Source organism: Leuconostoc sp. DB-1 (assembly GCF_013414845.1).
Taxonomy (GTDB): Bacteria; Bacillota; Bacilli; order Lactobacillales; family Lactobacillaceae; genus Leuconostoc; species Leuconostoc mesenteroides.
Window position 1 is genome coordinate 1,085,399 of record NZ_JABFNJ010000001.1, and the last position, 25,952, is coordinate 1,111,350.

The window sequence follows — 25,952 nt, forward strand, 5'->3', positions numbered from 1 at the left end:
TCTCTTTCTTTCTATTAAAAGACACAACCTACCAAAAAGCATTCAGCGTAATCGGTCTCTTACTTAGGTTTAACTTCTTCCATTACATAGGCTTCAACAACGTCCCCAGCGTGAACATCATTAAATTTGGCCACTGTAAATCCGAATTCAAATCCCATCTTCACTTCGTTAACTGCATCTTTACCGCGCTGCAATGAGCCAACTTCACCGTCAAACACTACCACATTATCACGTATGACGCGAACCTTAGAATCCTTAGTAATTTTACCTTCTTCAACCATGGCACCGGCAATAGTTCCGACCTTAGAGAATTTGAATAATTCTTTAACTTCGACTTTTCCAATAACCTTTTCTTCGTATACAGGTTCAAGTTGGCCCTTCATAGCTGCTTCAACATCGTCGATCGCATTATAAATGACATTATAGAAACGAATATCAACCTTTTCAGAATCAGATTGTGATTTTGCCAAAGGTGTAGGACGAACGTTGAATCCGATAATAATTGCACCAGATGCTTCAGCCAAAGTAACATCCGATTCGTTAATCGCACCAACAGCAGTATGGATAATATCCACACGAACACCGTCAACCTCAATCTTTTTCAGTGATCCAGAAAGTGCTTCGACAGATCCTTGAACATCAGCCTTGACAATAACTGGCACCGTCTTCATCGCTTTTTCAGCCATTGTATTGAACAATGTATCCAAAGTAACAACTGATCCTGAATTACGAACTGCTTCTTGTGCTCGCTTTGCACGTTCTTCACCGGCTGCGCGAGCTGTCTTTTCATCAGCCATAACAATGAAACGATCACCAGCTTGTGGCACCCCATTCAAACCAGTAATTTGGATAGGTGTCGCAGGCAAAGCTTCTGATAGCTCAACGCCACGTTCGTTTGTCATTGTACGTACACGGCCATAGGTATTACCAACAACAATTGGATCACCAACATGCATTGTTCCTTGTTGTACAAGAACAGTAGAAACTGGTCCACGTCCCTTATCCAAGCGGGCTTCAATTACTGAACCACGTGCTGGCATATTAGGATTTGCTTTCAATTCCAAAACTTCAGCTTGCAACAAAATCATTTCCAGTAGTTCATCAACATTTTGACCAAACTTAGCTGAGATTTTAACGAAGATTGTGTCACCACCATACTCTTCAGGAACTAAGTCATAAGCCATTAACTGATTCATCACATCGTCAGGATTTGCTCCAGGCTTGTCAATTTTGTTAACAGCAACAATGATTGGCGTTCCCGCTGCCTTAGCATGATTAATCGCTTCAATTGTCTGTGGCATAACACCGTCATCAGCAGCAACAACAAGAATTGTCAAATCAGTTACGTTAGCACCACGTGCACGCATCTCTGTGAAGGCGGCGTGTCCTGGCGTATCCAAGAATGTAATTAATTTATCATTAATACGTGTTTGGTATGCACCGATATGTTGTGTGATACCGCCTGCTTCACCTTCAGTAACATGAGAATTACGTAGATAATCCAACAATGTTGTCTTACCATGATCAACGTGTCCCATGATCGTCACAACTGGTGGACGAGAAACTAACTTGCTCTCATCAATATTTTCATCATCAAAGAATCTGTCAATATCTGCAACGTCTTCTTCTTCTTTTGCTTGTGCTTCGATACCATAATCAGCTGCCAAAATTTCGATTGTATCTTCATCCAAACTTTGGTTTTGATTTGTAACAATGCCCAGTAAGAATAACTTTTTAATAATTTCTGCTGTATCACGATGCAACAACTTTGACAAATCTTGCACGTTCATACCAACACGATATTCCAAAACTGCTGGTAATGGTTGTTCTTTACGTACTGTTGCTGGAGTTGATGGTTGGTGTTTAGCAGCAATACGACGTGACTTTTTAGAACCGCGTGGACGATCATTACGGCGTGGTGTTTGTTGGCCAGTACCATTAGTATTACGCTTACGTGAGTTATTGCGCGCAGAATTATTACCAGAAGCGAGAGCGCCACCAAACTTCCCTGCACCAGTGGTTGTTGATGCAGTAGCTGGTTTAGTTGCACTAGTTTCTTTCTTTACAGCTGGCTTAGTTGCTGCAGCTGGCTTCTTTGGATGCTTAGCAGCTGCAGAAGCTTGGCGCTTCTTTTCATTTTCATTCACGTACTGCTTCAAGCTATTATCCGGTTTAGCAGAATAATCAACTTGCCCTTCACGTGGCTTCGTTGACCAATTTTTCTTCTCTCGAATCATTGGACGCCCTTCAGCAGGTGCAACGCGTGATCCAGGACGATTGTTGCGGTTTCCACCGTTATTTGAACGGTTTTGGCCACCAGTAGATGTATTCGAGCGATTCTGATTATTGCGATTTTGGCTTTGGCCACCATTATTTGGACGATTTTGATTGTTATTGTTAGGACGTGCAGGACGGCTTGGACGTGAGCCTCCTTGGGCTGGCGTTGTACCATCTGCTAACTTTGCCGCATGACGGCGTTGTGATGCGGGCAATTCCTTACGTTCTGGGACTGCCTGTTTTCGTGCAGGACGGTTTGAACCTGAGAATTTCTTTTCTTCTGTCATTTAGTTCCGCTCCTTTTCTGAAATTAATTGTTTAATTTTTCGACTAAAACCTTGATCAGCAATGGCGAAAACACCTCGGTTAACACCAATGGCATCCGTTAATTGCTTTTTAGTATAGTCTTGTACTAGTTTGATATTATAGAAGTTTGATTTATCGGCGAATTTTTTTGCTTGGCTTTTACCACCATCACTGGGAAAGAAAACTAGAAAAACCTTTTGCCCGCGAATAGCTGATAACGTAGGTTCTGTTCCAAGTACTAGTTTACCAGCGCGCATTGCTAAACCAACTAAATTCAATATTTGGTCATTCTTATTTATCACCAAACAACTCCCGACGTGCTTGTTGATGGTCAACGTAAGCAATGAGTTCATCATAGAATTCATCTGCTACTTTCACACCAAATGCTTTATCAAAGATACGCTTTTCTTTAGCCATTTCTGCATTTTTTACATTTAGGCTAACATACGCACCACGACCATTGGCTTTCCCTGTTGGGTCTAAAGTCACGTCACCTTCTTTACTACGCACGACTCGAACGAGTTCTTTTTTAGGAAACATTTCACCCGTTACAATGTCTTTTCTCATTGGTATTTTACGAGGTTTCATATGTACCAGTATGACTATAAATCACTTGATTTATGATCATATTTCCTTTCAAATTATTCTTCGTTTTCGTCAGCAGCTGTAGCAGCTGGTGTTGGGTCTAAGCTAGCTGCTGCTTCACTTTCAGATTTAATGTCAATCTTGAATCCCGTTAAACGTGCTGCTAAGCGAGCATTTTGACCCTTTTTCCCGATTGCTAGAGATAACTGATTATCTGGAACAATAACCGTTACCGCACGGTCGTTGGCTGGATCAAAAATGACATCAGTTACTTCTGAAGGGTTTAAAGCATTCGCAATATACTGTGCTTCATCTTCAACCCACTCCACAATATCCATATTTTCACCAGCTAGTTCGTTAACAACGCTTTGTACACGTGCACCACGTTGACCAACCATGGCCCCAACTGGATCTAAGTCAGTATCATGCGTATAAACGGCAATTTTTGAGCGATCACCAGCCTCACGCGCAATAGACATGATTTCAACAGTACCATCATAAACTTCTGGCACCTCTTGTTCAAACAATCGTTTAACCAAATCAGCTGCTGTTCGTGATACAAAGACTTGTGGTCCCTTGGCATTGTTTTCAACTTTGTTAACCAAGACCTTAATACGATCTCCCATGTGATACCGCTCATTGGGCATTTGATCGTTTGGGGCCATTACAGCTTCTTGATTGCCAGGTAAGTTCACATATAGGAATCGTGCATCTTGTCGGTCAACTTCACCTGTTATAATTTCATCTTCATAATCAGAAAACTTGTTATAAATAGCTTGTCGTCCAGCTTCACGCATTTTTTGCACAATCACTTGTTTTGCAGCTTGTGCCGCCATACGACCAAAATCTTTTGGCGTAACATCAAAGCGAATCTCATCTCCTGCTTCATATGCTCGATTGATTGCCAATGCATCGGATAAAGAAATCTCTATTTCTTCATCTTCAAGATCATCATCTAAAACAACATGCTTTACTTGTTTAATACTAATGTTGCCCTTTTTATCGTCGAATGTTGCTTCGACATTATCAGCGGTATTGTATTGCTTCTTGTAGGCGGCTTTCAATGCGTCTTCAAGCGCTTCGACAACAACTAAACGATCAATTCCTCGTTCTGATTCAAGAGCATTAAGTGCTTCCACTAATTCTTTACTCATTTGATTTTCTCCATTTTTAACGATTTAAAACTGGACATCCAGTATTGCTTTAGCTATTTCGTCAAAGGTTAATGGCAAACGTCCATTAGTTGTCGTCAGCGTCAAGCCATCTTTGTTTAGATCAGCAATCTTTCCTTGCCACTTTTTTTGGCCTTCTTTGGCAACAAACAAGGATACTAAAATATTTTCATTGGCCTCTTTAGCCCACTCAAAATGCCATAATTCCTTTAATGGTCGATCAGCGCCTGGTGATGAAATATCTAAAACATAGGCTTCAGGAATTGGATCTGGATCCACGGTATCTAACAATTCATTAACTTCTTGCGTGAATAGTGTCAAATCATTCATCGTAATAAATTGATGATCAGGTTTATCCAGCAAAATCCGTAAAACTTTTTGTCCACCTTCTTTGGTAAACGTTAAATCCCACAGTAAATCATTATGTGCTTCAATGATTGGTGAAATCAAGTCAATAACTGTCTGTTCGGTTCTGTTTGCCATTTATTTTCCCCTTTCGATGAATAGTTTTGTCAATTACGTTTACTAATATAGCGTTAACACTATCTTATATTGACAATAAGCGTGCTAATCCCATAAAAAATGAGCCGGCCGCTTTTCCAAGTGACCCGCCCATTTACAATTGCTATGTAAATTAACTATATTTATTGTACCCTATTTATTAAAATAGTGCAAATTACAGTGCACATACGTCAACAACATAAAAAAGCCCGCAAGCTGGGGCTTTTTTATACTAATCCTTCGAATGAAACAATTAGAAGAAGTTGCTGGTTTCTTTTACCAAGAAGCCTTACGAACACCAGGAATTTGACCCTTGTGTGCTAATTGACGGAAGTTCAAACGTGACATTCCAAATTCACGCATGTAAGCGTGTGGACGGCCATCAATCCAATCGCGGTTATGAACGCGTACTGGAGATGAATCCTTTGGCAAAGCTGCCAATCCAATATAGTCACCCGCAGCCTTCAATGCTGCACGCTTGTCAGCGTACTTTGCAACTAAAGCTTCACGCTTTTGTGCCTTAGCAATCTTTGACTTCTTTGCCATTACTTAATCTCCTTAAATGTTACTACTTTGCGAAGTTTTGGTGAGTACTTCTTTAACTCAAGGCGGTCAGGCGTATTACGACGGTTTTTAGACGTCAAGTAGATACGCTCACCAGTTTCATCATTTCCTAGAACGACGTGGATACGCATAATCCTTGCTCCTTAGTGTTTTTCTTAAAATTTTTATTTGCTTGTCAATACAAATATCTATTATACATGAACCGATTACCAGTGTAAAGGTCTGTGAATAAATTTATCAACATTTTATCCACAAAAATTCATAATTCGAATTAAATTAATTTGGTATGAATTTTTTTAGAGTTGGTTTTCTAATGGTGGAACTACTTGCTTCTTTCTAGAAACAACACCAGGTAGATCAATTACATTATTGTCAAGTTTTTGATTAAATGCTGCTTCGATTGATTGAGCAGCATCTCCAATGTACAAGCCCTTAGAGTTTGAATTCAAGATATCAGTAATCACAAACAAAAAGTCTTCATAACCTTCCTCTGCAATTGCTGCTTCAATTCCTGCCTGACGAGATAATACTTCATCAATATCAACAGTGTTGACTTGACCAATCCGGAATTGGTGCCCGCCCATTTCAAATGATTTGGCATCACCATCAATTAATTCTTTATCAGTGCGTGATGACAAATCTGTTCCAGCTTTCAACAAATCCAAACCATAGGCAGCATAATCTTCAAGTCCTGCAATCTTAGCTAAGGCTTCCAAAGCGGGTTGGTCGTATGATGTCGTCGTTGGACTCTTGAGCAATAATGTGTCAGATATAATTGCTGAAGCTAATAGACCAGCAATTTCTGCAGGAATAACAATGTTTGCTTGTTTGAATTCATAGTACAAAATAGTTGCTACAGAGCCCCATGGCTTAGCCGTGATATACAAGGGTGTAGAATTTGTGAACGCAAACTTATGATGATCATAAATGTTTTCCACGGTAACGTCAGCTAAATTATCAACTGATTGTGCAGCTTCATTATGGTCAACTAAAACAACTGTTTCTGTATCGGCCTCAGAAATTACACGAAGCGGCTTAACTTTAAAATAATCTAACGCGAATTGCGTTTCAGCGTTGGGCTCACCTTGCGCGACTGCTTCTGTATCCTGCCCTTGTTGGTTCAATAAATAACTTGCAGCGATTGCTGATGCGATTGTATCTGTATCTGGGTTCTTGTGCCCAAAAACTAAAGTCTTAGCCATTAGTTTATCTCCTAGCATTTTATATTTTTATTTTAACAAAAATTAATCATTTTGTCTCAGAAATTGTTAGCGGTTTTATAATCCACGGTTCGCCATTTTTATCAGTGTCAACGACATATTGTCCATTGCCAATACGTTGTGATTCATGATAATCACTTAATTGTAATTCTTGAATTTGATAACGCTTTGTCAAAATAGAAAGTGCTTTCACATTGCTATCAAATATTGTCGCTGTGGCAACTTTATAGGCTACAGTTTTCTTTTGTGTGAAAATGAGAACACCTTTATTACCACGTTTTGAATGGTTAATTAACGATACTGGCATATACTTGAAGGCGCCATTTTCAGCAACAATAGCAACACTTTGTTTATCATCGGTAATAAACAAGGCAGCTTTAATCGTGTCATCATCGCGTAAGTCCATTGCCTTGACTCCAGAGGTACGGGAACCAATTTCTGGCACCTCTTTTATCGCGTATCGTAAACCAACACCGTTATGTGACAACAATAGCACATTTTGGCGCTTAACATCTTGAAAGTACGCAACATTAACAACGTAGCTCACATCTTTTTTAAGCTTAATAGCCATCGAAGATTTCTTTTTATAAGCTTTGGGAACAATATCTACTAAAGTAGTTTGTTTAATAAATCCGTCATTTGAAACTATTGTAAATGCACCACCTTGTTCGAGATTATCAACAGCGATAGCTTTAATCACCACTTCGTCTTTATCCCAGTTCGATAGTTGCTGTGAAAAATGTTCTCCTGTATCTTTCCATTTTGTATCAGGTAGTTCATGAACCGGTCGATAAATAACATTCCCTTGTTGGTAAACATAAACAAATGATTTGTCGTATTTAGGGTTCCTTGGAAAACAACTAGATCATCTTCTGCCAGACCATTTTCATTATCCGAAGCTTTAAAGGAACGCAAAGATGCACGCTTATAGTAACCATTACGTGACACTAACACTTGAACATCTTCTTCAGCAATCGTTACCGCTGTATCAATTACCAAATTCTCAACTTCTGCTTCAATAACACTGCAACGTGGTGAAGAATAGGCCTTAGTAATTGCCTTAATTTCTTCGCGAATAACATCTTTCAATGCTGACTCTTCGTGAATAATTTGGTTCAAACGATTAATTTTATCATTCAACTGGGAAAATTCTTCTTCTAATTGCGTCACATCTGTGTTGGTCAATCGATACAATTGCAACGTGACAATGGCTTCAGCTTGTGCTTGTGTAAACTCAAAACGATTAATTAAGTTTTGTGTAGCGTCTTTACGATTCTTAGATGCTCGAATGGTAGCAACGACTTCATCCAATATAGACAGCATGCGGATTAAGCCTTCAACAATATGTTGCCGTGCTTGTGCTTTAGCCAATTCATATGCTGATCGCTTTAATACAACCTCTTTTCGGAACGAAAGGAAAGCTTCTAAACCAGCCTTCAAACCAACGTGTACTGGTCGTTGATCATGAATAGCAACCATATTGAAGTTATAAGATATCTGCAAATCAGTTTTTTTGAACAAATAAGTCAAAATACCATTGGCATTTGCTTCTTTAGATAATTCAATAACAATAGACATTCCCTCGCGATCGGATTCATCGCGGACTTCTGAAATGCCGGTTACTTCTTTATTTAATCGAATGGCATCAATTTTTGATACCAAATTTGACTTAACAACCTCATAAGGCAGTTCAGTAATTTCAATTTTCTTCTTGCCAGCGCGAAGATCAGATATTTCTGTCTTAGCACGAACAACGATTTTACCACGTCCAGTTTTGTACGCTTTTTTTATACCATCAAGTCCCTGAACAATACCACCAGTCGGAAAATCAGGGCCTTTTACATAGCGCATTAATTGCGATAAAGTAGCGGCTGGATGATCGAGTAAGTAGATTAATGCGGCATTGATTTCTTTCAAATTATGGGGTGGAATTTCTGTTGCATATCCCGCCGAAATACCAGTTGCGCCGTTAATAAAAAGACTAGGAATACGAGAAGGTAAAACTGTTGGCTCATAAGTTGTGTCATCAAAGTTCAAAACCATGTCCACGGTTTCTTGACCCAAATCCGCCATCATTTCACCAGCAATTTTAGACAATCGCGCTTCAGTATAACGCATTGCTGCAGCCGGATCATTGTCCACTGAACCATTATTACCGTTCATGTCTATCAACGGCTCACGAACTTTCCAATCCTGCGATAAACGTACCATGGCTTCATAAATTGATGAATCACCGTGCGGATGAAAATTACCCATTACGTTACCAACAGATTTTGCTGATTTACGATATGGATGATCATAAGTGTTTCCATCCTGATCCATTGCAAACAAAATACGCCGTTGCACTGGCTTCAATCCGTCTCGAATGTCTGGCAAAGCACGTTCTTGAATTATATATTTTGAATAGCGCCCAAAGCGCTCCCCCATCACTGCTTCAAGTGAGAGTTCGGTTATACGATCTGCCATCTAAGTGCGGTTCTCCTTGATTAAAACATCTATAAAATTACTAATTACAGATAAATGTCATAAAAAGTTTTATTTAAAATATTAAGTAATAACCTAACCATAATTTGAATAGCTAGCTATTCTTATCTAGTAACAAGTGAAATCAGTCGTCACCATTCTGCCAAGTCTTAATGACTGGCACATTTTTTTGTTCTTTAAATTTTGTACCAGTTTCTTGATTGCGCGCTTTTTCAAAAACATCACTAGACTTTGTGTCATCCCCATCAACTGTGTCTAGAATTGACCCGGCTTCATCCAATGTAAAGTGAACATTGGCTTCAATCCATTCACGCCGCGGATCAACTTTATCACCCATCAATGTAGTGACACGTTTTTCAGCTAACACAGCGTCATCAATTTTAACACGTATTAATGTTCTTGATTCGGGATCCATTGTCGTTTCCCATAATAATGGCGCATTCATCTCACCAAGTCCCTTGAACCGTGTTAATTCATAACGTGCATCACTCTGACTGGTAATTGATTCTAACTCATCATTAGTCCAAGCAAATTGATCTTCTATTTTCTTGGAAGAGTACTTGACGCGGTATAATGGTGGTAAGGCTATGTAGACACGCCCAGCTTCAATTAATGGCCGCATATACTTATAAAAGAATGTTAGTAGTAGGGTTTGAATGTGCGCGCCATCATCATCGGCATCTGTCATAATGATAATTTTGTTAAATGAAGCATCTTCAACTTTAAAATCAGTTCCAACACCGCCACCAATAGCATAAATCAATGTTGATATTTCTTCGTTTTTTAAAATATCTGCTAACTTAGCTTTTTCAGTGTTTAGTACTTTTCCACGTAGCGGCAAAATGGCTTGGAACTTACGGTCACGACCTTGCTTTGCAGAGCCCCCGGCTGAATCACCCTCGACTAGAAAGAGCTCATTTTTATCAGCATTTTTAGATTGGGCAGGTGCTAGCTTCCCGGAAAGCAGACGATCTTTCGCCCCTTTAGTTTTACCAGTGCGACTTTCGTCGCGGGCGCGACGAGCTGCTTCTCGAGCTTCGCGCGCGCGAAGTGCCTTACGGATTAAGTTTTGTCCGAAGTCACCATTTTCCATTAAGAAGCGTCCAAGAGTTTCATTAACCACAGAGTCAACAATACCACGTGCCTCTGGCGTTCCTAGTTTATCTTTGGTCTGTCCTTCAAACTGCAAAAACTGTTCTGGAACACGCAATGAAATAACAGCTGATAATCCTTCACGGACATCCGTGCCTTCTAAGTTTTTATCTTTATCTTTTAGTAAGTTGACTTTTCGTGCATATTCATTAAAAGCCTTTGTCCACGCAGTTCGGAAACCGACTTCGTGGGTTCCACCATCCTGTGTACGGACATTGTTAACAAATGAAAGAAGTGTTTCAGAGTAACCATCATTGTACTGCGCTGCAACATCAACAACAATACTCTCTTGTTCACCCTCAAAGGTCATAACTGGTCCGATAGTTTCTTTGTCTTCATTCAGAAAACCAACAAACGCTTCAAGACCTTTTTCATAATGATATTTTTCAACACGAACTGGATCAACTCTTTCGTCGGTTAACGTAAACTTAACACCACTCATTAAGAATGACGATTCACGCAAACGTTCTGCTAAAATATCAAATTTATAAACCGTAGCACTAAAAATTGTCGCATCTGGCTTGAAAGTAACCGTTGTCCCTGTTGGTTCCTTAGTTTTACCTAAATCTCGTAAGGTACCAACTGGATTACCACCATTCACGAATTCTTCTTGCCACTTATGGCCTTCGCGAACAATGGTTACCGTTAAGCTCTCCGACAATGCATTAACAACAGAAGAACCAACACCGTGTAACCCACCGGAAGTCGCATAGCCACCCTGCCCAAACTTTCCGCCGGCATGTAAAACTGTTAAAATAACTTCTGGTGTGGGTTTACCAGACTCATGCATGCCAATTGGCATCCCACGGCCAAAGTCTTGTACGGTGATAGCGTTATTATCATGTATCGTAACGCGAATTTCATTTCCATAGCCACCAAGTGCTTCATCGACAGCATTGTCAACGATTTCATAGACCAAGTGGTGCAAACCACGACCATCTGTTGAACCGATATACATTCCTGGACGTTTACGAACGGCCTCAAGTCCTTCTAAAATTTTTATTGAATCTGAATCATAATGATTTTTTTCTGGCATATTAATCTATCCTTCGATACACGAACCAGTGTTCGTGCGCTAATGTCAATCTATTTTATCATAGATGAAAATCTTGTTTCTGACAAGTGTCAATATTTTATTTTCAATAAGTTATGCCATATACTACTTAAATATATGGTAAACTTGTACTTGCTTTTATATTAAAGGGGTTTTTTATGTTTACTACTATATTAATGTTTATACTCTCTTACTTGATCGGATCTCTAGTCCCAGGATTTTGGGTAGGTAAAATCTTTTACCATAAAGATATTCGCGATGAGGGGTCAGGTAACATTGGTACTACCAATTCATTCCGTGTTTTGGGTATCCGAGCTGGCATAACTGTGCTGGCACTTGATATGCTTAAAGGTACGGCAGCAGGTTTGCTTCCCTTATTGTTCCATAGTAGCATTAATCCAATGTTAGTGGGTATTGGTGCCATACTGGGACACACGTTCTCCATCTGGATTGGCTTTAAAGGTGGTAAAGCAGTTGCTACTTCAGCTGGTGTATTACTTGCCTATAATCCCATATTTTTCATCATCATTATTAGTATTTTCGTTATTTTATTATCAATTAGTTCAATGGTATCTCTGAGCTCTATGATTAGTTTCTCATGCGCCGTCCTAATATCACTATACTATCATGATTGGATACTAACGATAGTTGCTACCATATTAACAATTTTTGTTTTCTACCGCCATCGTACAAATATTTCCCGAATCAGAAATGGTACAGAAAGTACTATACCATTTGGCTGGTATTATAACCACAAGAAAAGCGCTCATTGAGCGCTTTTTGTATCGAATAAAATTGTCACCGGTCCATCGTTTGTTAAGCTAACTTGCATATCCGCTCCAAATTCTCCAGTTTCAACCTGTAATCCACTTTCCCTTAATGTCGCATTGAATTGATTATACATAACAGTCGCAAATTCTGGTGCCCCTGCCTTGGTAAAACTTGGACGATTTCCTTTTTTAGTATCAGCAAACAACGTAAATTGTGAGATAGATAAAATAGCGCCAGAAACGTCTTCGATACTACGATTCATCCGGCCGCTTTCATCTTCAAAAATTCGTAAATTATGTATTTTCCGAACTAAATAATCTATATCTGCTTGCTCGTCACCGTCAGCAACGCCAACTAACAATACATATCCTTTGTTAATTGCTCCTTTTACTTGGTCGTCAATTTTAACACTAGCTTTGCTTACGCGTTGCAATACAACTTTCATGCTATCTCCATTCTAAAAATACATTTACTTGCTAACATCATACGTGAAAAACGATATCGTATCAAGAACTTTCAAACGTCTTCCAGTTTTAACACAATTTTTATCATAAAAAGCCTCAAAATTGTTTTATTTGAGGCTTATCAACATATTTTGACATATTTTAATGAAATGTGCGTTCCACATCGTATACTGCTGGTAGATTGTTTAGAGAATCCATAATTGCTGTCAGCTGTTCTGAATTTTTGACACCTATTGATAGAGAAACTTGCGCCATCCCGTTTTTTGTCACATGACCGTTAACAGAATTAACATAGCGCGTTCGTCCATTAACACTACGAAGTACATCGTTTAGCAATCCACCGCGGTTTTCACCATGAACAGTCAAATCAGCATCATAATTAGGTTTTGAGCCATTTTCATCTTCCCACTGTACATCCACAAGACGTTGTCCTTGAAGTTGAGCGGCTCGAATATTTGGGCACCCCACACGATGAACAGAAATACCACGTCCCTTCGTGATATAACCTTTAACATCGTCTCCTGGAACTGGTGTACAACATCGACCTAAACGTACTAATAAATTATCCACTCCTGCAATAACAATATCATCAGCCGTTGATTTTTGTCGTTTGGTGAAAGCTGTTTCATCACGAGTGATTTCGTGGCCTTCCTCCAGCATTTCACGCTGTAATTCTGCTGTAGCAGCTTCCTCATTAGCCTCTCGTATCTTTTCGGTTAATTTATTAGCCACACCAGGTACGGCAATATCGCCAAATCCTATTGCTGCCAACATATCATCTGGCGTATGATAGTGCATCTTGTCTGCGGTTTCTTGAATATTTTCTGGCGTCAGAATCTCAGCAGGATTGAAATTATTGTCTCTTAGGTTTTTAGCTAACAATTCACGCGCTGCGGCGATGTTGTCTTCTCTATCCAACTGCTTAAAATACTGCTTAATTTTGTTTCGTGCTCGGCGTGTCGAAACAATCTCTAACCAGTCACGGCTTGGTTTAGCATTAGCAGAAGTGATAATTTCTATAATATCACCGGTTTTTATTTTATAATCCAGTGGTACGATTCGACCATTTATTTTTGCACCAGTTGTTTTAATCCCAATATTTGTATGGATTGAAAACGCCATATCCAACGGTCCGGCACCTTTAGCCAGTTCGAACACATCACCACGAGGTGTAAACGCATAAACACGATCAGAAAACAAATCACCCGTTACACCATCCATAAAGTCTTCGGCATTTTTGGCATTTTCTTGCAGTTCTAATATGCCTTGGATGACATTTAAGGCTTGCTGACTGTTATCATCGACATTTGCCTCTTTATTTGAGCCCCGATTTTTTTATATGCCCAATGTGCAGCTACTCCATATTCAGCCACTTCATGCATATGATGCGTACGAATTTGCACTTCCAATGGACGTCCGTCAGGACCAATAACTGTGGTATGTAAACTTTGATATCCGTTCGCTTTTGGCAATGCAATATAATCTTTAAAACGGCCAGGAATCGGTGTCCATTTTGAGTGTATTGCTCCTAATACAGCATAGGTGTCCGGAATCGAATCCGTTAATACACGAACAGCCAATAAATCATAAATTTCTTCAAAAGCCTTATGCTTATCCACCATTTTTCGATAAATTGAGTAAATATGCTTTGGACGACCATACACATCAACATGGCTTAATTCAAGATCTTTTATCGCACCATTAATCTGGTCTACTGCTTCCTGTACGTAGCTAATTCGTTCTTCGCGCTTCATATTCATCAGTGAAGCAATATGATAATATTGCTCGGGATCAATATAACTTAAGGATAAGTCTTCAAGTTCCCACTTAATCGTACTAATACCAAGGCGGTCAGCCAGTGGCGCGTAGATTTCCAATGTTTCTTTTGCAATGCGCTTTTGTTTTTCTTCCCGTAAAGCGCCTAAAGTGCGCATATTGTGCAAACGGTCGGCTAACTTAACAATAATCACACGTATATCTTTTGACATAGCTAAAAGCAACTTACGATGGTTTTCTGCAAGCTGTTCTTGTGAACTTTGATATTGAATTTTACTAATTTTCGTTACACCATCAATAATTTGGGCAATTGTTTCTCCAAAATTATCTCGAACATCCTGTAACGTAGCCGTCGTATCCTCAACAACATCATGAAGATAGCCTGAAATAACCGTTGCCGTATCCATCTTCAGTTCTGCCAAAATACCAGCAACTTGAATTGGATGAATAATATATGGTTCCCCAGACTTACGTTTCTGCTCCTTGTGCAACTCTGACGCCCATTCGTAGGCCTTTTTAACATTTTTTGTATCTGATTCGGACATGTATTGTCCGACCATCTCGAGGACTTCCGGTCCTGTATAATGCTTTGTTTTTGCCATATTTTAGCGTATAATGTGTGACCATTTATCAATGTTTCAGTGTTTGATACACTACTGTCTTAAACAAGCTAGATCCACTGATTTCAAAGATGTCGCACACAATTCCCTTCATGGATTCCGGAGAGTACAAAATCACTTAACAAAACGATTTGCACCTTATTAACGCTTTACAATGCGTACTCTCATTATAAGCAAAATTTAATTTTTTCACAAGCCACGTTTAAATCTGTGCACGAGTGAGTCATAAGCGCTAAAATTAAATAATAAACTTTACTTGTTTAATTATTTAAAAATAGGGAGATAACGTGCTTAGTCATGTCAAAAAATCAAGAAAAATCTCTTTGGAAACGTAACGTATTGGTCCTTTGGTTTGGTGTGTTTATGACAGGAATCGCTCTGAGTGAAGTCATGCCATTTCTTTCTTTGTACATTGACACCTTAGGCCATTTTAGTAAAAATCAGCTAACATTTTATTCTGGGGCAATTTTCTCTGTGTCATTTTTAGTTATGGCGATCGTGTCCCCTTTATGGGGGAAGCTCGCTGATAGAAAAGGTCGCAAATTAATGATGCTTCGTGCTGCACTTGGTATGGCGATTGTCCTATTTTTAATGGGGTATGTCACTAATGTTTGGCAATTATTCATTCTTCGTGCCCTTCAAGGTGCCACAGGCGGCTATATTTCCAATTCAAATGCCCTAATCGCTACGCAGACCCCAAAAGAACACGCCGGCCACGCACTTGGCATCTTGGTAACTGGTATGACAGCTGGTAATTTACTTGGTCCACTATTTGGTGGTACTTTAGCTTCAGTCGTTTCATATCGTATGTCTTTTCATATCACCGGTATTATTTTATTTTTAGTATTCATACTGACCATGTTTTTTGTTAAAGAAGAACCTCACGTAACCAATACCGATTCAAGTCCCACATCAACAACTGAGCTCTGGCACGCACTCCCCAACAAACAATTAATTTTTGGGCTATTCATTACGACAATGTTAGTACAAACGGTCAATACTTCCATCAATCCTATTATCAGTTTGTTTGTCCGTGAGTTAACAAACAACAGTAACAACACTACCTTTCTCGCCGGTGTCGTGGCAGCAATGCCTGGTATAGCAACAGTTTTTGCAGCGCCACAGTTTGGAAAAATTGGTGACCGCGTGGGTACACACAGAATGATAAAAATTGGTTTTTGTATTGCTATCGCTGCATTAGTCCCAACCGCATTTGTAACAAGTGTCTTCATGCTAATGGTATTTCGATTTATTATTGGTATTAGTGATGCCACCATGTTACCAGCTGTGCAGACCTTGCTATCTAAAAACTCACCCTCAGCAATGACTGGCCGAATCTTCAGCTATAATCAAAGTTTCCAATCAATCGGAAGTGTCATGGGTCCAATGTTTGGTGCCCTAGTAGCCAGTGTATTTGATTATCGAGGTATTTTTATTTTCAGTGCTTTGTTAATTGTATTGAATGCTATCCTGTTTAACTTTAACACCAAATCTTTGAGAAAATAAGCATACAAAAAGGATGAACTTTATGATTCATCCTTTTTGTATGCTTCAAGTTTTCTCAAGTCAACAGTTGCTTCTGTCCATCTTTGTAGCGGCACATAATCATGGCGCTTATTAAAAGATAATTTTTCTTGTGATAGTACAGCAACACTTTGATTATTTTCTGTCAAAAATACTTGCCCAGTATGTTTGTACTTTCCTTTTGTATGTTTTCCAGTTCGCCACCTGTGCAAAGTTGCGCCATCTTTAGGAACATAGTTTCCTGACAGATCCTGCTCAACTACAATACCTGTAAACAGATGTGTTTCATACTTGTCTTTACTCATAATATTTGATGCCCACCCCTAATTCAAATCTTGTACCGTCAATAGGCTCTGTGGGTTGCAAGTGGAGCTCATAATCAATATTGGAAGCCACTAAGCGGACATCTGTTTGTAGTGTCAATTTATTAACATTATCCAATAACTTTCTATCTTGCTCCGTCATCCGATCTAACAATGATCGAACTGTCATACGTAGCCACTGAACCTGCATTACTTTGCTTATAAAGGCAACTTGTCCAAATGGCATAGGACGTAACCATGTATCATAACTGATGTTTGAGACTTCAACATGATCTACCCAGTCATTACCATTTTGACACCATATTACCTGGTACACGCCTGGATTTTCCAAATGTGTTTGTGTTAGCTCTTTTGGCAAATCAACAATTTGTGGCACAATTCGCATTTCACCGACCATGTGTTGGGTGATGTTAATTGGATAAATTTGATGCCCATCAGAAAATACGTTTAAGGCAAATTCAGTTTGTGTTGTTTCCGGTCCACTTGGTGTATGCTTTTCCTTTGGCAAAATCAACACGTTCTGATTGAGTTCGCGTAATGCCGTAATTAACTTACGTCGATTCCCTGGAACAATTATGGCTATCGGATTTTCAAGTTCAACAACCTTCATGACGTCTGAAATTTCCAATGGCTCCAAATATTGCTTATCAGCCAAATTTTGCATCAGCGTTGCATCACTAGAGTTATTATTCATAATTACAGTATGGTACTGCAGACGTCGTAGTTCAGATAACACAACAGTTGTCGCATAACCACCAGATGCAGCATCCCCTAATCTAAAGGCACCACTACCGATGACCAGAACAGTATTATCGCTGACCTGTTCAGATTCATTTTCTTCTTCGTAAGTCGAGTAATATTGACGTGCGTTCTCTGGAAACTCACCGGCCGATGGTTCTAAAGCTTTATAAGTTGGGTCAATGTTGTGTTCCTTTGTTAAGGCTCGAATAATTTTAAAATCGGTATCCCAAAAAAGAGCAATTAGACCATCTGATAAGCCATACCTTTTACCACGCCGCAATGACACGATACTGTCTACATCTTTTTCAATCTCAAGTTCTAATTGCAATAGATGCCTTAATTGATAAAAGTAAAATTCGTCAATATTTGTTAATTCGGCTAACTCGTCAATTTCGTAACCACGTTTTATGGCTTCAATGAGTAGCAACACACGATTATCTTCAGGATGAATTAGCTGCTGGATTAATGCGTCATCACTAACATGTGCCATATTTGTTGGTGAAAATGTGGCATTGTTAAAATGTGCCGATCGAATGGCTTTTTCGAGAGCCTCAATGAATGTACGCCCAAACCCAATCGTCGAGCCAACAGACTTTTGTATACTATTCAGCTGTCGATTCACCGAAACATTGGATTCCTCTAACTCACCGAATGGAAAAATTGGCAACTTTACCGTGATATGATCCATCATCGGTTCCATCATAGCCATTTTTTGACCAAAATCGTGTGAAAGCACAATGTCTTCTAACGCAATACCCATCGCCAAGTTAATGGCTACTAGCATTACTGGATATCCAGTTACAAGCGCCATACGACTAGACATTTGATCAATATAGGGTGAAACCTTAATGATATAAATAGCACCTGTTGTATCGTCAAAGGCAAATTGAACGTGCATTACACCTTGTAATTCTAATAAATCAGCAACTTGGAAGGCATACATCCTCATTTTTTCCAAAATTTGGTCTTGAATCGTTAATGTTGGTGACACACTTAATGAATCAGCAGTATGAATACCAATTGGATCCATATCCTCACTGGCACCGATTTTCATCTTGTTCCCGCGAAAATCTCGTAACACTTCCATTCCAATTTCTTTCAAACCATTTATGGCTTTAGAAATAATGATTTCTTGCGTCATTGACTGTGTTTTGGCATTATCAATTGCTTCTTCAAATTCATCTAACCGCTCAACCATCTGACGTGTATTAGTATTTTTTGGATGCAGAGATCTAATCATTAATGGGACCTGAAGCTCACGTAACAATTCGTTTGCATCGTCTTGCGCTTTGACAACATGGCTTGTGATAACTGGTAAACCAGCTTCTGCCATAAATTTCGTAAAATCAGCCAGATTATTAATCCTTAGTAACATATCAATGCTCAAGCCAAGAGTTTGAGGTACTAAACCGTCCCCATGCTCCCATGATTGCACAACATCTGCCCATAACCTTACCGCGCGCACGCCACCAAAAAGTGGTAGCACCGTGTCAATATGGTTATGCTTAATAACCTGTTTAACGTTTTCAACTGTCAAAGGCTTCCAAATTGTTTCAGCCGCTAAACTTTCTAGAGACAATGCGTAAGGGTTTTCGTCAATTAGAAAGACATTAATACCATGTCCCTTTAATTCGGGCATGACCTGATAAATGGCTGCATCATGCTCCGATTCAAGACCAAAATCATTTGATCCCGCACCAATGAATAAAATATTTTTAGCTGTGATGTTCGACATAATCTTCTACCGTTTCAAAAAAATCTGCAAATACTGCTGTCGCTTCATATGGTCCTGGAGCGGCATCTGGGAAAAACTGTACACTAAAAGCTGGATAATCACGGTGACGCAGTCCCTGTACAGCACCATCTACTAAATCACGATAGGTAACAAATAATTTCTTATGGTCAAGTAATTCTTCGTCAACCGCATACCCTTGGCCCTGCATTGCATAAAAAATTTGCCTAGAAATAATTTCTTGAATAGGATGGTTCATGCCGTGATGTTCAGATGGGAGTGCCACCAGTGTTGCATCATTGGCTAAAGCAAATAATTCATGGCCCAAGCCAATACCCAGTAACGGCGCCTTTGTTTGCAATACTCTGATCAACGTAAGAACACTTTCTGGCAGTGAGCGCGGATCGCCAGGGCCTGTAGATAGGATAATGCCATCTGGATCTAAGGTTAATACTTCATCAACACTTGTTGTATATGGTAAAACGGAAACATTGGCATCGTAATCCCCTAACATGCGAAGAATACCATGTTTTAAACCGAAATCTATTACTACAATATGACGACCACGCCCGGGATTAGCATATGGCTTAGAGGTCGCTGTATTTTGGACTTGTTTATTTGTTAAAACTGTCGCTACTAATTGATCTACTGCGTGATCATCAGCGTAGTCAACAATTGTAGCTTTTTGTGGCCCAGTTTCTCGCAAATGTCTGATCAATTTTCGTGTATCAACTTGATACAATCCAGGAATATTGTGTTGCTTCAGAAAACGATCTAAATTCATACGACGTTGCCGATTAACTGATACCTCAGCCAAATCATGTACGATCATTCCTCTTATCATTGGTTTCACTGATTCATAAGCCTCAGCATGAATACCCGCTGCCCCGATAACAGGCATCGAAAAGACAATCATTTGCCCATCGTAAATTGGATCTGTGATAATTTCTTGATAACCAGTCATGGCCGTATGAAAAATGATTTCCCCAAAAGTGGTGGCAGGTGCACCAAAGCCAAGGCCCTCAAAAACCGTGCCATCTTCTAGGATTAAATGTCTAATCATAAGCTATAATTCTCCAAACTGCTGTATACAAATAGACAGTATTGTATACAGCATTAAAGTAACAGATTATCTGTTATCTACTTCCCCACAAATATATCAATTGATCCTTAGCCACCAAAAAGTTATTAATGAACAATTTCAACTGCATCTTTTCCATCAATTTCTTGCACAAAGACTTTAATCTTTTCATTCTGTGCGGTGGGAATATTTTTTCCAACAAAGTCTGCTCGAATAGGCAATTCTCTGTGTCCACGATCCACCAAAACAGCTAGTGAAATCGTTTTAGGACGACCAATATGAATCAGTGCATCCAATGCTGCTCGAATAGTTCGTCCTGTAAACAATACATCGTCAATCAAAACAATATTCTGTTCGGAAATGTTCAATCGCTCTTCTGAGTTCAAACCTAAATCGTTATGCTGATCAGGTTTATCATCCCGAAAGTTAGTGATGTCAATGGCCATGACCGGAATTTGAACGCCTTCTAATTGTTCTAAACGATCTGCAATACGGCGTGCAAGATACTCGCCACGTGTTTTGATTCCCACCAGAACCAAATTTTTACCGCCCTTATTACGCTCAATTATCTCGTATGTAATACGAGTTAACGCGCGCTGTAATGAGGCATTATCTAAAACTTCTTTATTTGGCATATTCATCTTCCTCTCTATTAATCGGTGTTAATGTTGATAAAGCAAACTGAAAGTAATCTGGTAATGGACTGTCAAATGACAGTTCATCGCCTGTTGTAGGTTGCTCTAAAGTCAGTGTCTTAGCATGCAATAATTGCCCATTCAACTGTGTACCATCTAGCTTCTGTGCCGTGCCGTATACCGGATCCCCAACAACTGGATGACCAATGTAACTCATATGCACCCTTATTTGGTGCGTTCTGCCAGTTTCTAAACTCACTTTTAACAGCGTATAACCAACATATCGTTTTAAGACACGAAAATGCGTGACAGCCTCACGTCCGCCTTCAATAACTGCTTGTTTTTTTCGATCAATTTTATGACGTCCAATCGGAGCTTCAATTGTTCCTGAATCTTCCGTAAATTCACCACGGACTAGCGCGTAATACACGCGCTGATTTTTATGAGATTTTAACTGTTCAGATAGTGAACGATGAGCCTTATCGTTTTTTGCGACCATTAGTAGGCCGCTGGTATCACGATCAATGCGATGTACTATTCCAGGTCGGAATTCACCATTGATGGTTGACAATGGTGAATGATGAAGTAATGCGTTCACCAATGTACCAGAACTATGTCCTGCAGCAGGGTGCACGACCATTCCTTGTGGCTTATTTACAACAATAATATCATCATCTTCATAAATAATATCAAGCGGAATGTTTTCAGCTTCGATCTTTGTTTCTTGAGTCTCAGGTGGAGTAATAGATATTGTATCTCCACTGACAACTTTATATGAGCGTTTTACTTTATGATTATTAACTAAAATCGTACCATCCACTAGCCAATTTGAGAGTGTGGTACGTGAGTAACTCAGATTTTCTTTCGATAACACAGCATCAACACGCCCAGCTTGATCTGTTATATGAATTAATATTTTATTTGCCATCAGTATCCATGTAATCCTTAATTTGTTGCACAATGTTTTTTGTAAGATAATATTTTCGTTCTCGGTCAGCACGAACAAATGATAAAACATGACCATTCAACTGCCAATGTTCAATATCTTTCAAAGAAATTTTTTCATACTCTGATAATAACACCCGGCCCAAAAAAAGATTAGGCCCAGCGATGTAAACACGTCGACGAACGACTAATAGTACGCCTAATAAAATCATCACCATAATAAACAAAATTGGTAGGATTTCAAGTTTGAAACTCATTTCATCCCAAACGACAATACTGCCCATAAAAAATATACCCCACCACAACCAACTAATTGTACCTGTTGAATCCAGTGGTTGAAAAAAACCGCGTCTTGGTATCATGTGTTGCCCTTTTCTGTAAACGTATTCAACTAATATTTTACCAGATTTCAATTAAAGGAATGTAAAAAGTTACTGCTAACAATGCATAGCTTATTATCCTCAATGTATTATTCGACGACAACATATAATATTTCAACAAAATTTGTTATACTTTCGGTATACGTTCAATTAAAAGGAAACTTATATGATTACACTATATGTTGACGCAGCACGTGACGTATCCACTGGTCGTTCGTCAGCTGGCGCAGTTTTAATTATTGATAAAGTACAAAAACAGCTAAAAACAGCCTTGAGAGAGACTGTTAATAATCATGAGGCTGAATTTTTGGCAGTTCTTTGGGCATTAAAGTACCTACCTAGCAATGAAAATGTACAAATATATAGTGATTCAAAAATCGTAACTGATGCCTTGCATAAATCTTATGCAAAACACTACCAAGGGCTTGTTGATGAAATCAATCTACAATTAACACCATACCCTCTAGTTTTGATCAATTGGGTTCCAGAAAAAGAAAATCGAGGAGCTCATAATTTAGCTTTGCAAGCATTAAAAAACGCGAACCATTAAAGTTCGCGTTTTTTAATTGTTTACAATACAAGTTGGTACGCCCACCGAACACCATTAATTTCTTCTCCCTCATTAATGTGCACAATGCCACGCTTATCAAATCCATTACCCGTGATAACAGCTTGCATTGGCAAGTTACCTGGATGAGTATCAATTCGAAAATCGCTTGTACCGTTTTCATAGAAAAATGTCAAAATAGCAGTCATGAATCGCTGCGCCAGTTTTTGCCCCCGGTACTTATCAAGGATAGCAAAGCGATGAATGCCAATGTAATCTGTTTCATCATTTAGCCATTGACCGTCCTCTATCAGCGTATATATCGGGTCTTCACCTGCTAATATTGCTGTATATCCCGCAACTTGATGATCCACAACCAACACGAATCCTCTTTGCAATACTAAGTCTTCCTCAATCGTATCTTGATTAGGATATCCCGATTGCCACTGTGAAAGCCCTTGTTCTTTCAGGTAATAACGGGCATTATTGATGATTGATACAATTGATTTTATATCCTCCTCATGCGCCCGTCGCATATAAACTGATGTCATATTCCCGTCCTTATAATTAGAAATAATTTATTTTATCATAAAAATTATAATAGGACAATCATAAAATTTTTACCGTTCTCTTTTCTTCACAGTAACTTTCCAAACGATTCATAGCTGTCTCTAGCATGTCCAGAGATGCCGCATAACTAATTCGTACATATCCTGCACCACCTGGTCCAAATCCAGATCCAGGAACGACTGCCAATTGTTGCCTATCTACCAGGTCATAAGCAAACTCCACGTCATTTTGATTTAAATCTACAGGTATTTTAGCAAACATATAAAATGCGCCGCTTGGTGTTGCCATTTCAAAACCTAGTTTTGTCATTTTTTCAACTAAGTAGTCACGTCGTTTTTTATATTGCTCTTTCATCCATAATGTATCGTCCTTACTTTCAGCACTTTTAAATGCTTCAGTAGCCGCTGCCATTGCAGGATTTGAAGGTGTCATTATGACAAAACCATGCACCATATTAATTTTCTTCATTAATGCCGCAGGACCCGCCAAAATACCGATTCGATAGCCCGTCATGGCATGGGACTTTGATACGCCATTAACAACAATTGTTTGTTCTGGTAAAATGCTTGCCATTGAAACATGAGGTGCATCATAGCTCAATTCAGAATAGATTTCGTCTGAAATGATTAAAATATCTGTTTCTCGTACCACGTCTGCTAAAGCTTTCAACTGTTCTGCTGTGTAAGTCACGCCAGTTGGATTAGAAGGATTGGTGATAATAATTGCTTTGATATGATCTTCGGTAGCAATGATTTCGCGTAAATGATCTGGCGTTAATACGAATTCGTCTTCCGAAACGTCAATAAATACTGGGTGTCCGCCATTAATGCGTGTCATTTCAGCATACACTGGGTAAGCGGGCGTCGGGATCAGAACCTTATCATCAGGATTCAAAATTGCTGCCAATAATGTATAAAGACCTTCTGTGGCACCAACTGTGGTAATGATTTCTTCAGCTGGGTCAAAATCAAGCCCATAACGATCATTTAAAAAGTCACTAGCTGCTTGACGTAGTGTTTTCTTTCCTGCTGAAACTGAATAGTGTGAATCATCTGCACTAATTGCAGCTAAAGCAGCTTCTTTAATATGCTGGGGAACTGAAAAATCTGGCTCACCAATTGTTAGTTTCAGAATATTGGGAATATCACTAACTTTTTCGTCGAATGAATGGATTGGGCTAGGCTTTACTTTATCTAAATTATCATTAAAAATACCGACTTGTTCTAACTTTGACTTAATCATATTGAATCCTCATTTCATTGTTGCTTTATTCTAACAATGATGAATTATTTTTTCACGAAAATATTGTACAAAGAAAAAATTTATCATTGGTCATATTGCATAAATAGCCACCCTGAAAATAAAAAAACAAGAGATCATTGATCCCTTGTTTTTTATCTAACACGCTTACCCCAGTACTGGAAGTAATCGACACGCAATGCCCCATTATATAGTTTGCGTCGTTTTGTCGCTTTTTCACCGTAAGATTTTTCAAACTCCAAGTCACTAGTTAAAATATACTTACTCCAACTTGGTAGATTACGATAGACAGAACCCATTTGCTCGTATAACTCACGGGCGGCTTCGAGTTCACCTAAACGTTCACCATAAGGCGGATTAGTCACCAGTACACCGTTAAGTTTATCAGTTGTCCAGTCTTTGGCAGCTAACTGCTTGAAAGTGATATCCTGACCAAGTCCCGCATGTTTGGCGTTTTCTCTAGCAATATCAACCATATTTTCGTCAATATCAAACCCTTCAATATCAAGAGTACGGTCATAATCAGCTTGCGCTTCAGCCGCATCACGCACTTCGTCTGACAATTTTTTATCAAACCAGTCCATGCTCTCAATATCAAAGTCACGAATTAATCCAGGTGCGATATTACGACCAATTAATGCTGCCTCAATCGCAATCGTTCCAGAACCAGTTGTTGGGTCAACAAATGGACGATCCGGGTGCCAGTTTGTTAGCAAAACTAATGCCGCTGCAAAGTTTTCTTTTAATGGTGCACCACCTTTATTCACACGATAGCCACGCTTAAATAAGGACTCCCCTGTTGTATCCAAGGTAACCATAACGTGATCTTTATCAATCATCACTTCAAGTTGTGCAAAATAACCGTTTTCAGGCAAACGTGTTCGAATATGATAAGCTTCTTGCAATCTATTGACGATTGCTTTTTTAGTGATAGCTTGAACATCTGGCACACTAAATAGCTCAGATTTTTTTGAACGTCCTGCAACGGGGAATTCTGAATCATAGTTCAAATAATCCTCCCATGGTAACGCTTTAACGCCCTCAAACAGCTGATCAAATGTTGTCGCATCAAATTCACCCACAATAATTTTAATTCGATCCGCTGTACGAAGCCAAATATTAGTATTCAATATATCTTTTTGTGTACCATCAAAACGTACTCGATAATTTTCAACTTGATGTTCATAGCCCAAGCGTTCTAGCTCTTTACCAACAAGCGATTCCAATCCTGCTGCTGCTGTTGCCATTAAATGATATGTTTTTTCCAT

Annotated in this window: 22 protein-coding genes and 2 pseudogenes; 3 read left to right on the forward strand and 21 right to left on the reverse strand. The window is 39.1% G+C overall.

Annotation, left to right across the window (positions count from 1 at the left end; translation table 11 throughout):
* Nucleotides 1–59: 59 nt before the first annotated feature.
* The 10 genes and pseudogenes from infB to parE all read right to left on the reverse strand — a co-directional run bounded on the left by infB (nucleotide 60) and on the right by parE (nucleotide 11,297).
* Nucleotides 60–2,564: a translation initiation factor IF-2 gene (infB, locus tag HFP47_RS05320; RefSeq protein WP_011680054.1), complete on the reverse strand. Its 2,505-nt coding sequence runs from the start codon at nucleotides 2,562–2,564 to the stop codon at nucleotides 60–62.
* A complete protein-coding gene (locus HFP47_RS05325; protein ID WP_011680055.1) occupies nucleotides 2,565–2,885 on the reverse strand; it encodes a ribosomal L7Ae/L30e/S12e/Gadd45 family protein in 321 nt (106 codons plus the stop codon).
* Complete coding sequence (gene rnpM / locus HFP47_RS05330) at nucleotides 2,875–3,171, reverse strand: RNase P modulator RnpM (protein WP_025268221.1); 297 nt, start codon at nucleotides 3,169–3,171, stop codon at nucleotides 2,875–2,877. Before rnpM ends, HFP47_RS05325 begins: the two co-directional genes overlap by 11 nt.
* Nucleotides 3,172–3,224: 53 nt before the next feature.
* Nucleotides 3,225–4,322, reverse strand: coding sequence for a transcription termination factor NusA (gene nusA / locus HFP47_RS05335; protein WP_011680057.1), 1,098 nt, complete (start codon nucleotides 4,320–4,322; stop codon nucleotides 3,225–3,227).
* Nucleotides 4,323–4,346: 24 nt separating this feature from the next.
* Entirely contained in the window at nucleotides 4,347–4,823 is a 477-nt protein-coding gene (rimP, locus tag HFP47_RS05340; protein WP_179876175.1) for a ribosome maturation factor RimP, read from the reverse strand.
* 294 nt (nucleotides 4,824–5,117) lie between these two features.
* Nucleotides 5,118–5,387 (reverse strand): 30S ribosomal protein S14, encoded by a 270-nt coding sequence (gene rpsN / locus HFP47_RS05345; protein ID WP_002815025.1) that lies wholly within the window; start codon nucleotides 5,385–5,387, stop codon nucleotides 5,118–5,120.
* Nucleotides 5,387–5,536, reverse strand: coding sequence for a 50S ribosomal protein L33 (rpmG, locus tag HFP47_RS05350; RefSeq protein WP_002815032.1), 150 nt, complete (start codon nucleotides 5,534–5,536; stop codon nucleotides 5,387–5,389). The genes rpsN and rpmG overlap by 1 nt, the downstream gene beginning before the upstream one ends.
* A gap of 165 nt (nucleotides 5,537–5,701) precedes the next feature.
* On the reverse strand, nucleotides 5,702–6,607 hold the full coding sequence (locus HFP47_RS05355; protein ID WP_021210643.1) for a manganese-dependent inorganic pyrophosphatase: 906 nt from the start codon (nucleotides 6,605–6,607) through the stop codon (nucleotides 5,702–5,704).
* A 46-nt stretch (nucleotides 6,608–6,653) separates the two neighbouring features.
* A pseudogene (parC, locus tag HFP47_RS05360) lies at nucleotides 6,654–9,091 on the reverse strand (DNA topoisomerase IV subunit A).
* Nucleotides 9,092–9,233: 142 nt separating this feature from the next.
* On the reverse strand, nucleotides 9,234–11,297 hold the full coding sequence (gene parE, locus HFP47_RS05365) for a DNA topoisomerase IV subunit B (protein WP_050883847.1): 2,064 nt from the start codon (nucleotides 11,295–11,297) through the stop codon (nucleotides 9,234–9,236).
* 176 nt (nucleotides 11,298–11,473) lie between these two features.
* Between parE and plsY the strand changes: the two genes are divergently transcribed.
* Nucleotides 11,474–12,088: a glycerol-3-phosphate 1-O-acyltransferase PlsY gene (gene plsY, locus HFP47_RS05370; protein WP_014324894.1), complete on the forward strand. Its 615-nt coding sequence runs from the start codon at nucleotides 11,474–11,476 to the stop codon at nucleotides 12,086–12,088.
* Here plsY and dtd read toward each other — a convergent pair.
* Together dtd and HFP47_RS05380 are read right to left on the reverse strand one after the other, a co-directional pair.
* Nucleotides 12,082–12,531 carry a D-aminoacyl-tRNA deacylase gene (gene dtd, locus HFP47_RS05375; RefSeq protein ID WP_011680061.1) on the reverse strand — a complete coding sequence of 150 codons (450 nt, stop codon included), beginning with the start codon at nucleotides 12,529–12,531 and terminating at the stop codon, nucleotides 12,082–12,084. The two genes, plsY and dtd, sit on opposite strands and share 7 nt — an antisense overlap.
* 160 nt (nucleotides 12,532–12,691) lie before the next feature.
* Nucleotides 12,692–14,928, reverse strand: a pseudogene (locus tag HFP47_RS05380) (bifunctional (p)ppGpp synthetase/guanosine-3',5'-bis(diphosphate) 3'-pyrophosphohydrolase).
* A 315-nt stretch (nucleotides 14,929–15,243) separates the two neighbouring features.
* Here HFP47_RS05380 and HFP47_RS05385 point away from each other — a divergent pair.
* The gene (locus tag HFP47_RS05385) at nucleotides 15,244–16,452 is read left to right on the forward strand and encodes a multidrug efflux MFS transporter (protein WP_179876176.1); all 1,209 of its coding nucleotides are present in this window, start codon (nucleotides 15,244–15,246) and stop codon (nucleotides 16,450–16,452) included.
* A 20-nt stretch (nucleotides 16,453–16,472) separates the two neighbouring features.
* On the opposite strand, the gene HFP47_RS05390 is transcribed toward HFP47_RS05385, so the two are convergent.
* The 6 genes from HFP47_RS05390 to HFP47_RS05415 all read right to left on the reverse strand — a co-directional run bounded on the left by HFP47_RS05390 (nucleotide 16,473) and on the right by HFP47_RS05415 (nucleotide 22,289).
* On the reverse strand, nucleotides 16,473–16,775 hold the full coding sequence (locus HFP47_RS05390; protein WP_011680064.1) for a hypothetical protein: 303 nt from the start codon (nucleotides 16,773–16,775) through the stop codon (nucleotides 16,473–16,475).
* On the reverse strand, nucleotides 16,768–19,269 hold the full coding sequence (locus tag HFP47_RS05395; RefSeq protein WP_179876177.1) for an ATP-grasp domain-containing protein: 2,502 nt from the start codon (nucleotides 19,267–19,269) through the stop codon (nucleotides 16,768–16,770). The genes HFP47_RS05390 and HFP47_RS05395 overlap by 8 nt, the downstream gene beginning before the upstream one ends.
* Nucleotides 19,250–20,329 carry a carbamoyl phosphate synthase small subunit gene (locus HFP47_RS05400; protein WP_011680066.1) on the reverse strand — a complete coding sequence of 360 codons (1,080 nt, stop codon included), beginning with the start codon at nucleotides 20,327–20,329 and terminating at the stop codon, nucleotides 19,250–19,252. The genes HFP47_RS05395 and HFP47_RS05400 overlap by 20 nt, the downstream gene beginning before the upstream one ends.
* 125 nt (nucleotides 20,330–20,454) lie before the next feature.
* Nucleotides 20,455–20,982, reverse strand: a complete 528-nt coding sequence (pyrR, locus tag HFP47_RS05405) for a bifunctional pyr operon transcriptional regulator/uracil phosphoribosyltransferase PyrR (protein WP_011680067.1) — start codon at nucleotides 20,980–20,982, stop codon at nucleotides 20,455–20,457.
* Nucleotides 20,972–21,910 (reverse strand): RluA family pseudouridine synthase, encoded by a 939-nt coding sequence (locus HFP47_RS05410; protein WP_011680068.1) that lies wholly within the window; start codon nucleotides 21,908–21,910, stop codon nucleotides 20,972–20,974. The genes pyrR and HFP47_RS05410 overlap by 11 nt, the downstream gene beginning before the upstream one ends.
* Nucleotides 21,900–22,289, reverse strand: coding sequence for an EbsA family protein (locus HFP47_RS05415; protein ID WP_014324899.1), 390 nt, complete (start codon nucleotides 22,287–22,289; stop codon nucleotides 21,900–21,902). The genes HFP47_RS05410 and HFP47_RS05415 overlap by 11 nt, the downstream gene beginning before the upstream one ends.
* A gap of 184 nt (nucleotides 22,290–22,473) precedes the next feature.
* Between HFP47_RS05415 and HFP47_RS05420 the strand changes: the two genes are divergently transcribed.
* A complete protein-coding gene (locus tag HFP47_RS05420) occupies nucleotides 22,474–22,857 on the forward strand; it encodes a ribonuclease HI family protein (protein WP_002815051.1) in 384 nt (127 codons plus the stop codon).
* A 20-nt stretch (nucleotides 22,858–22,877) separates the two neighbouring features.
* On the opposite strand, the gene HFP47_RS05425 is transcribed toward HFP47_RS05420, so the two are convergent.
* The 3 genes from HFP47_RS05425 to HFP47_RS05435 form a co-directional block, all read right to left on the reverse strand.
* Nucleotides 22,878–23,405 (reverse strand): GNAT family N-acetyltransferase, encoded by a 528-nt coding sequence (locus tag HFP47_RS05425; RefSeq protein WP_080968806.1) that lies wholly within the window; start codon nucleotides 23,403–23,405, stop codon nucleotides 22,878–22,880.
* A gap of 58 nt (nucleotides 23,406–23,463) precedes the next feature.
* The gene (locus tag HFP47_RS05430) at nucleotides 23,464–24,666 is read right to left on the reverse strand and encodes an aminotransferase class I/II-fold pyridoxal phosphate-dependent enzyme (protein ID WP_010289224.1); all 1,203 of its coding nucleotides are present in this window, start codon (nucleotides 24,664–24,666) and stop codon (nucleotides 23,464–23,466) included.
* Nucleotides 24,667–24,818: 152 nt separating this feature from the next.
* A complete protein-coding gene (locus HFP47_RS05435) occupies nucleotides 24,819–25,952 on the reverse strand; it encodes a class I SAM-dependent RNA methyltransferase (RefSeq protein WP_025268228.1) in 1,134 nt (377 codons plus the stop codon).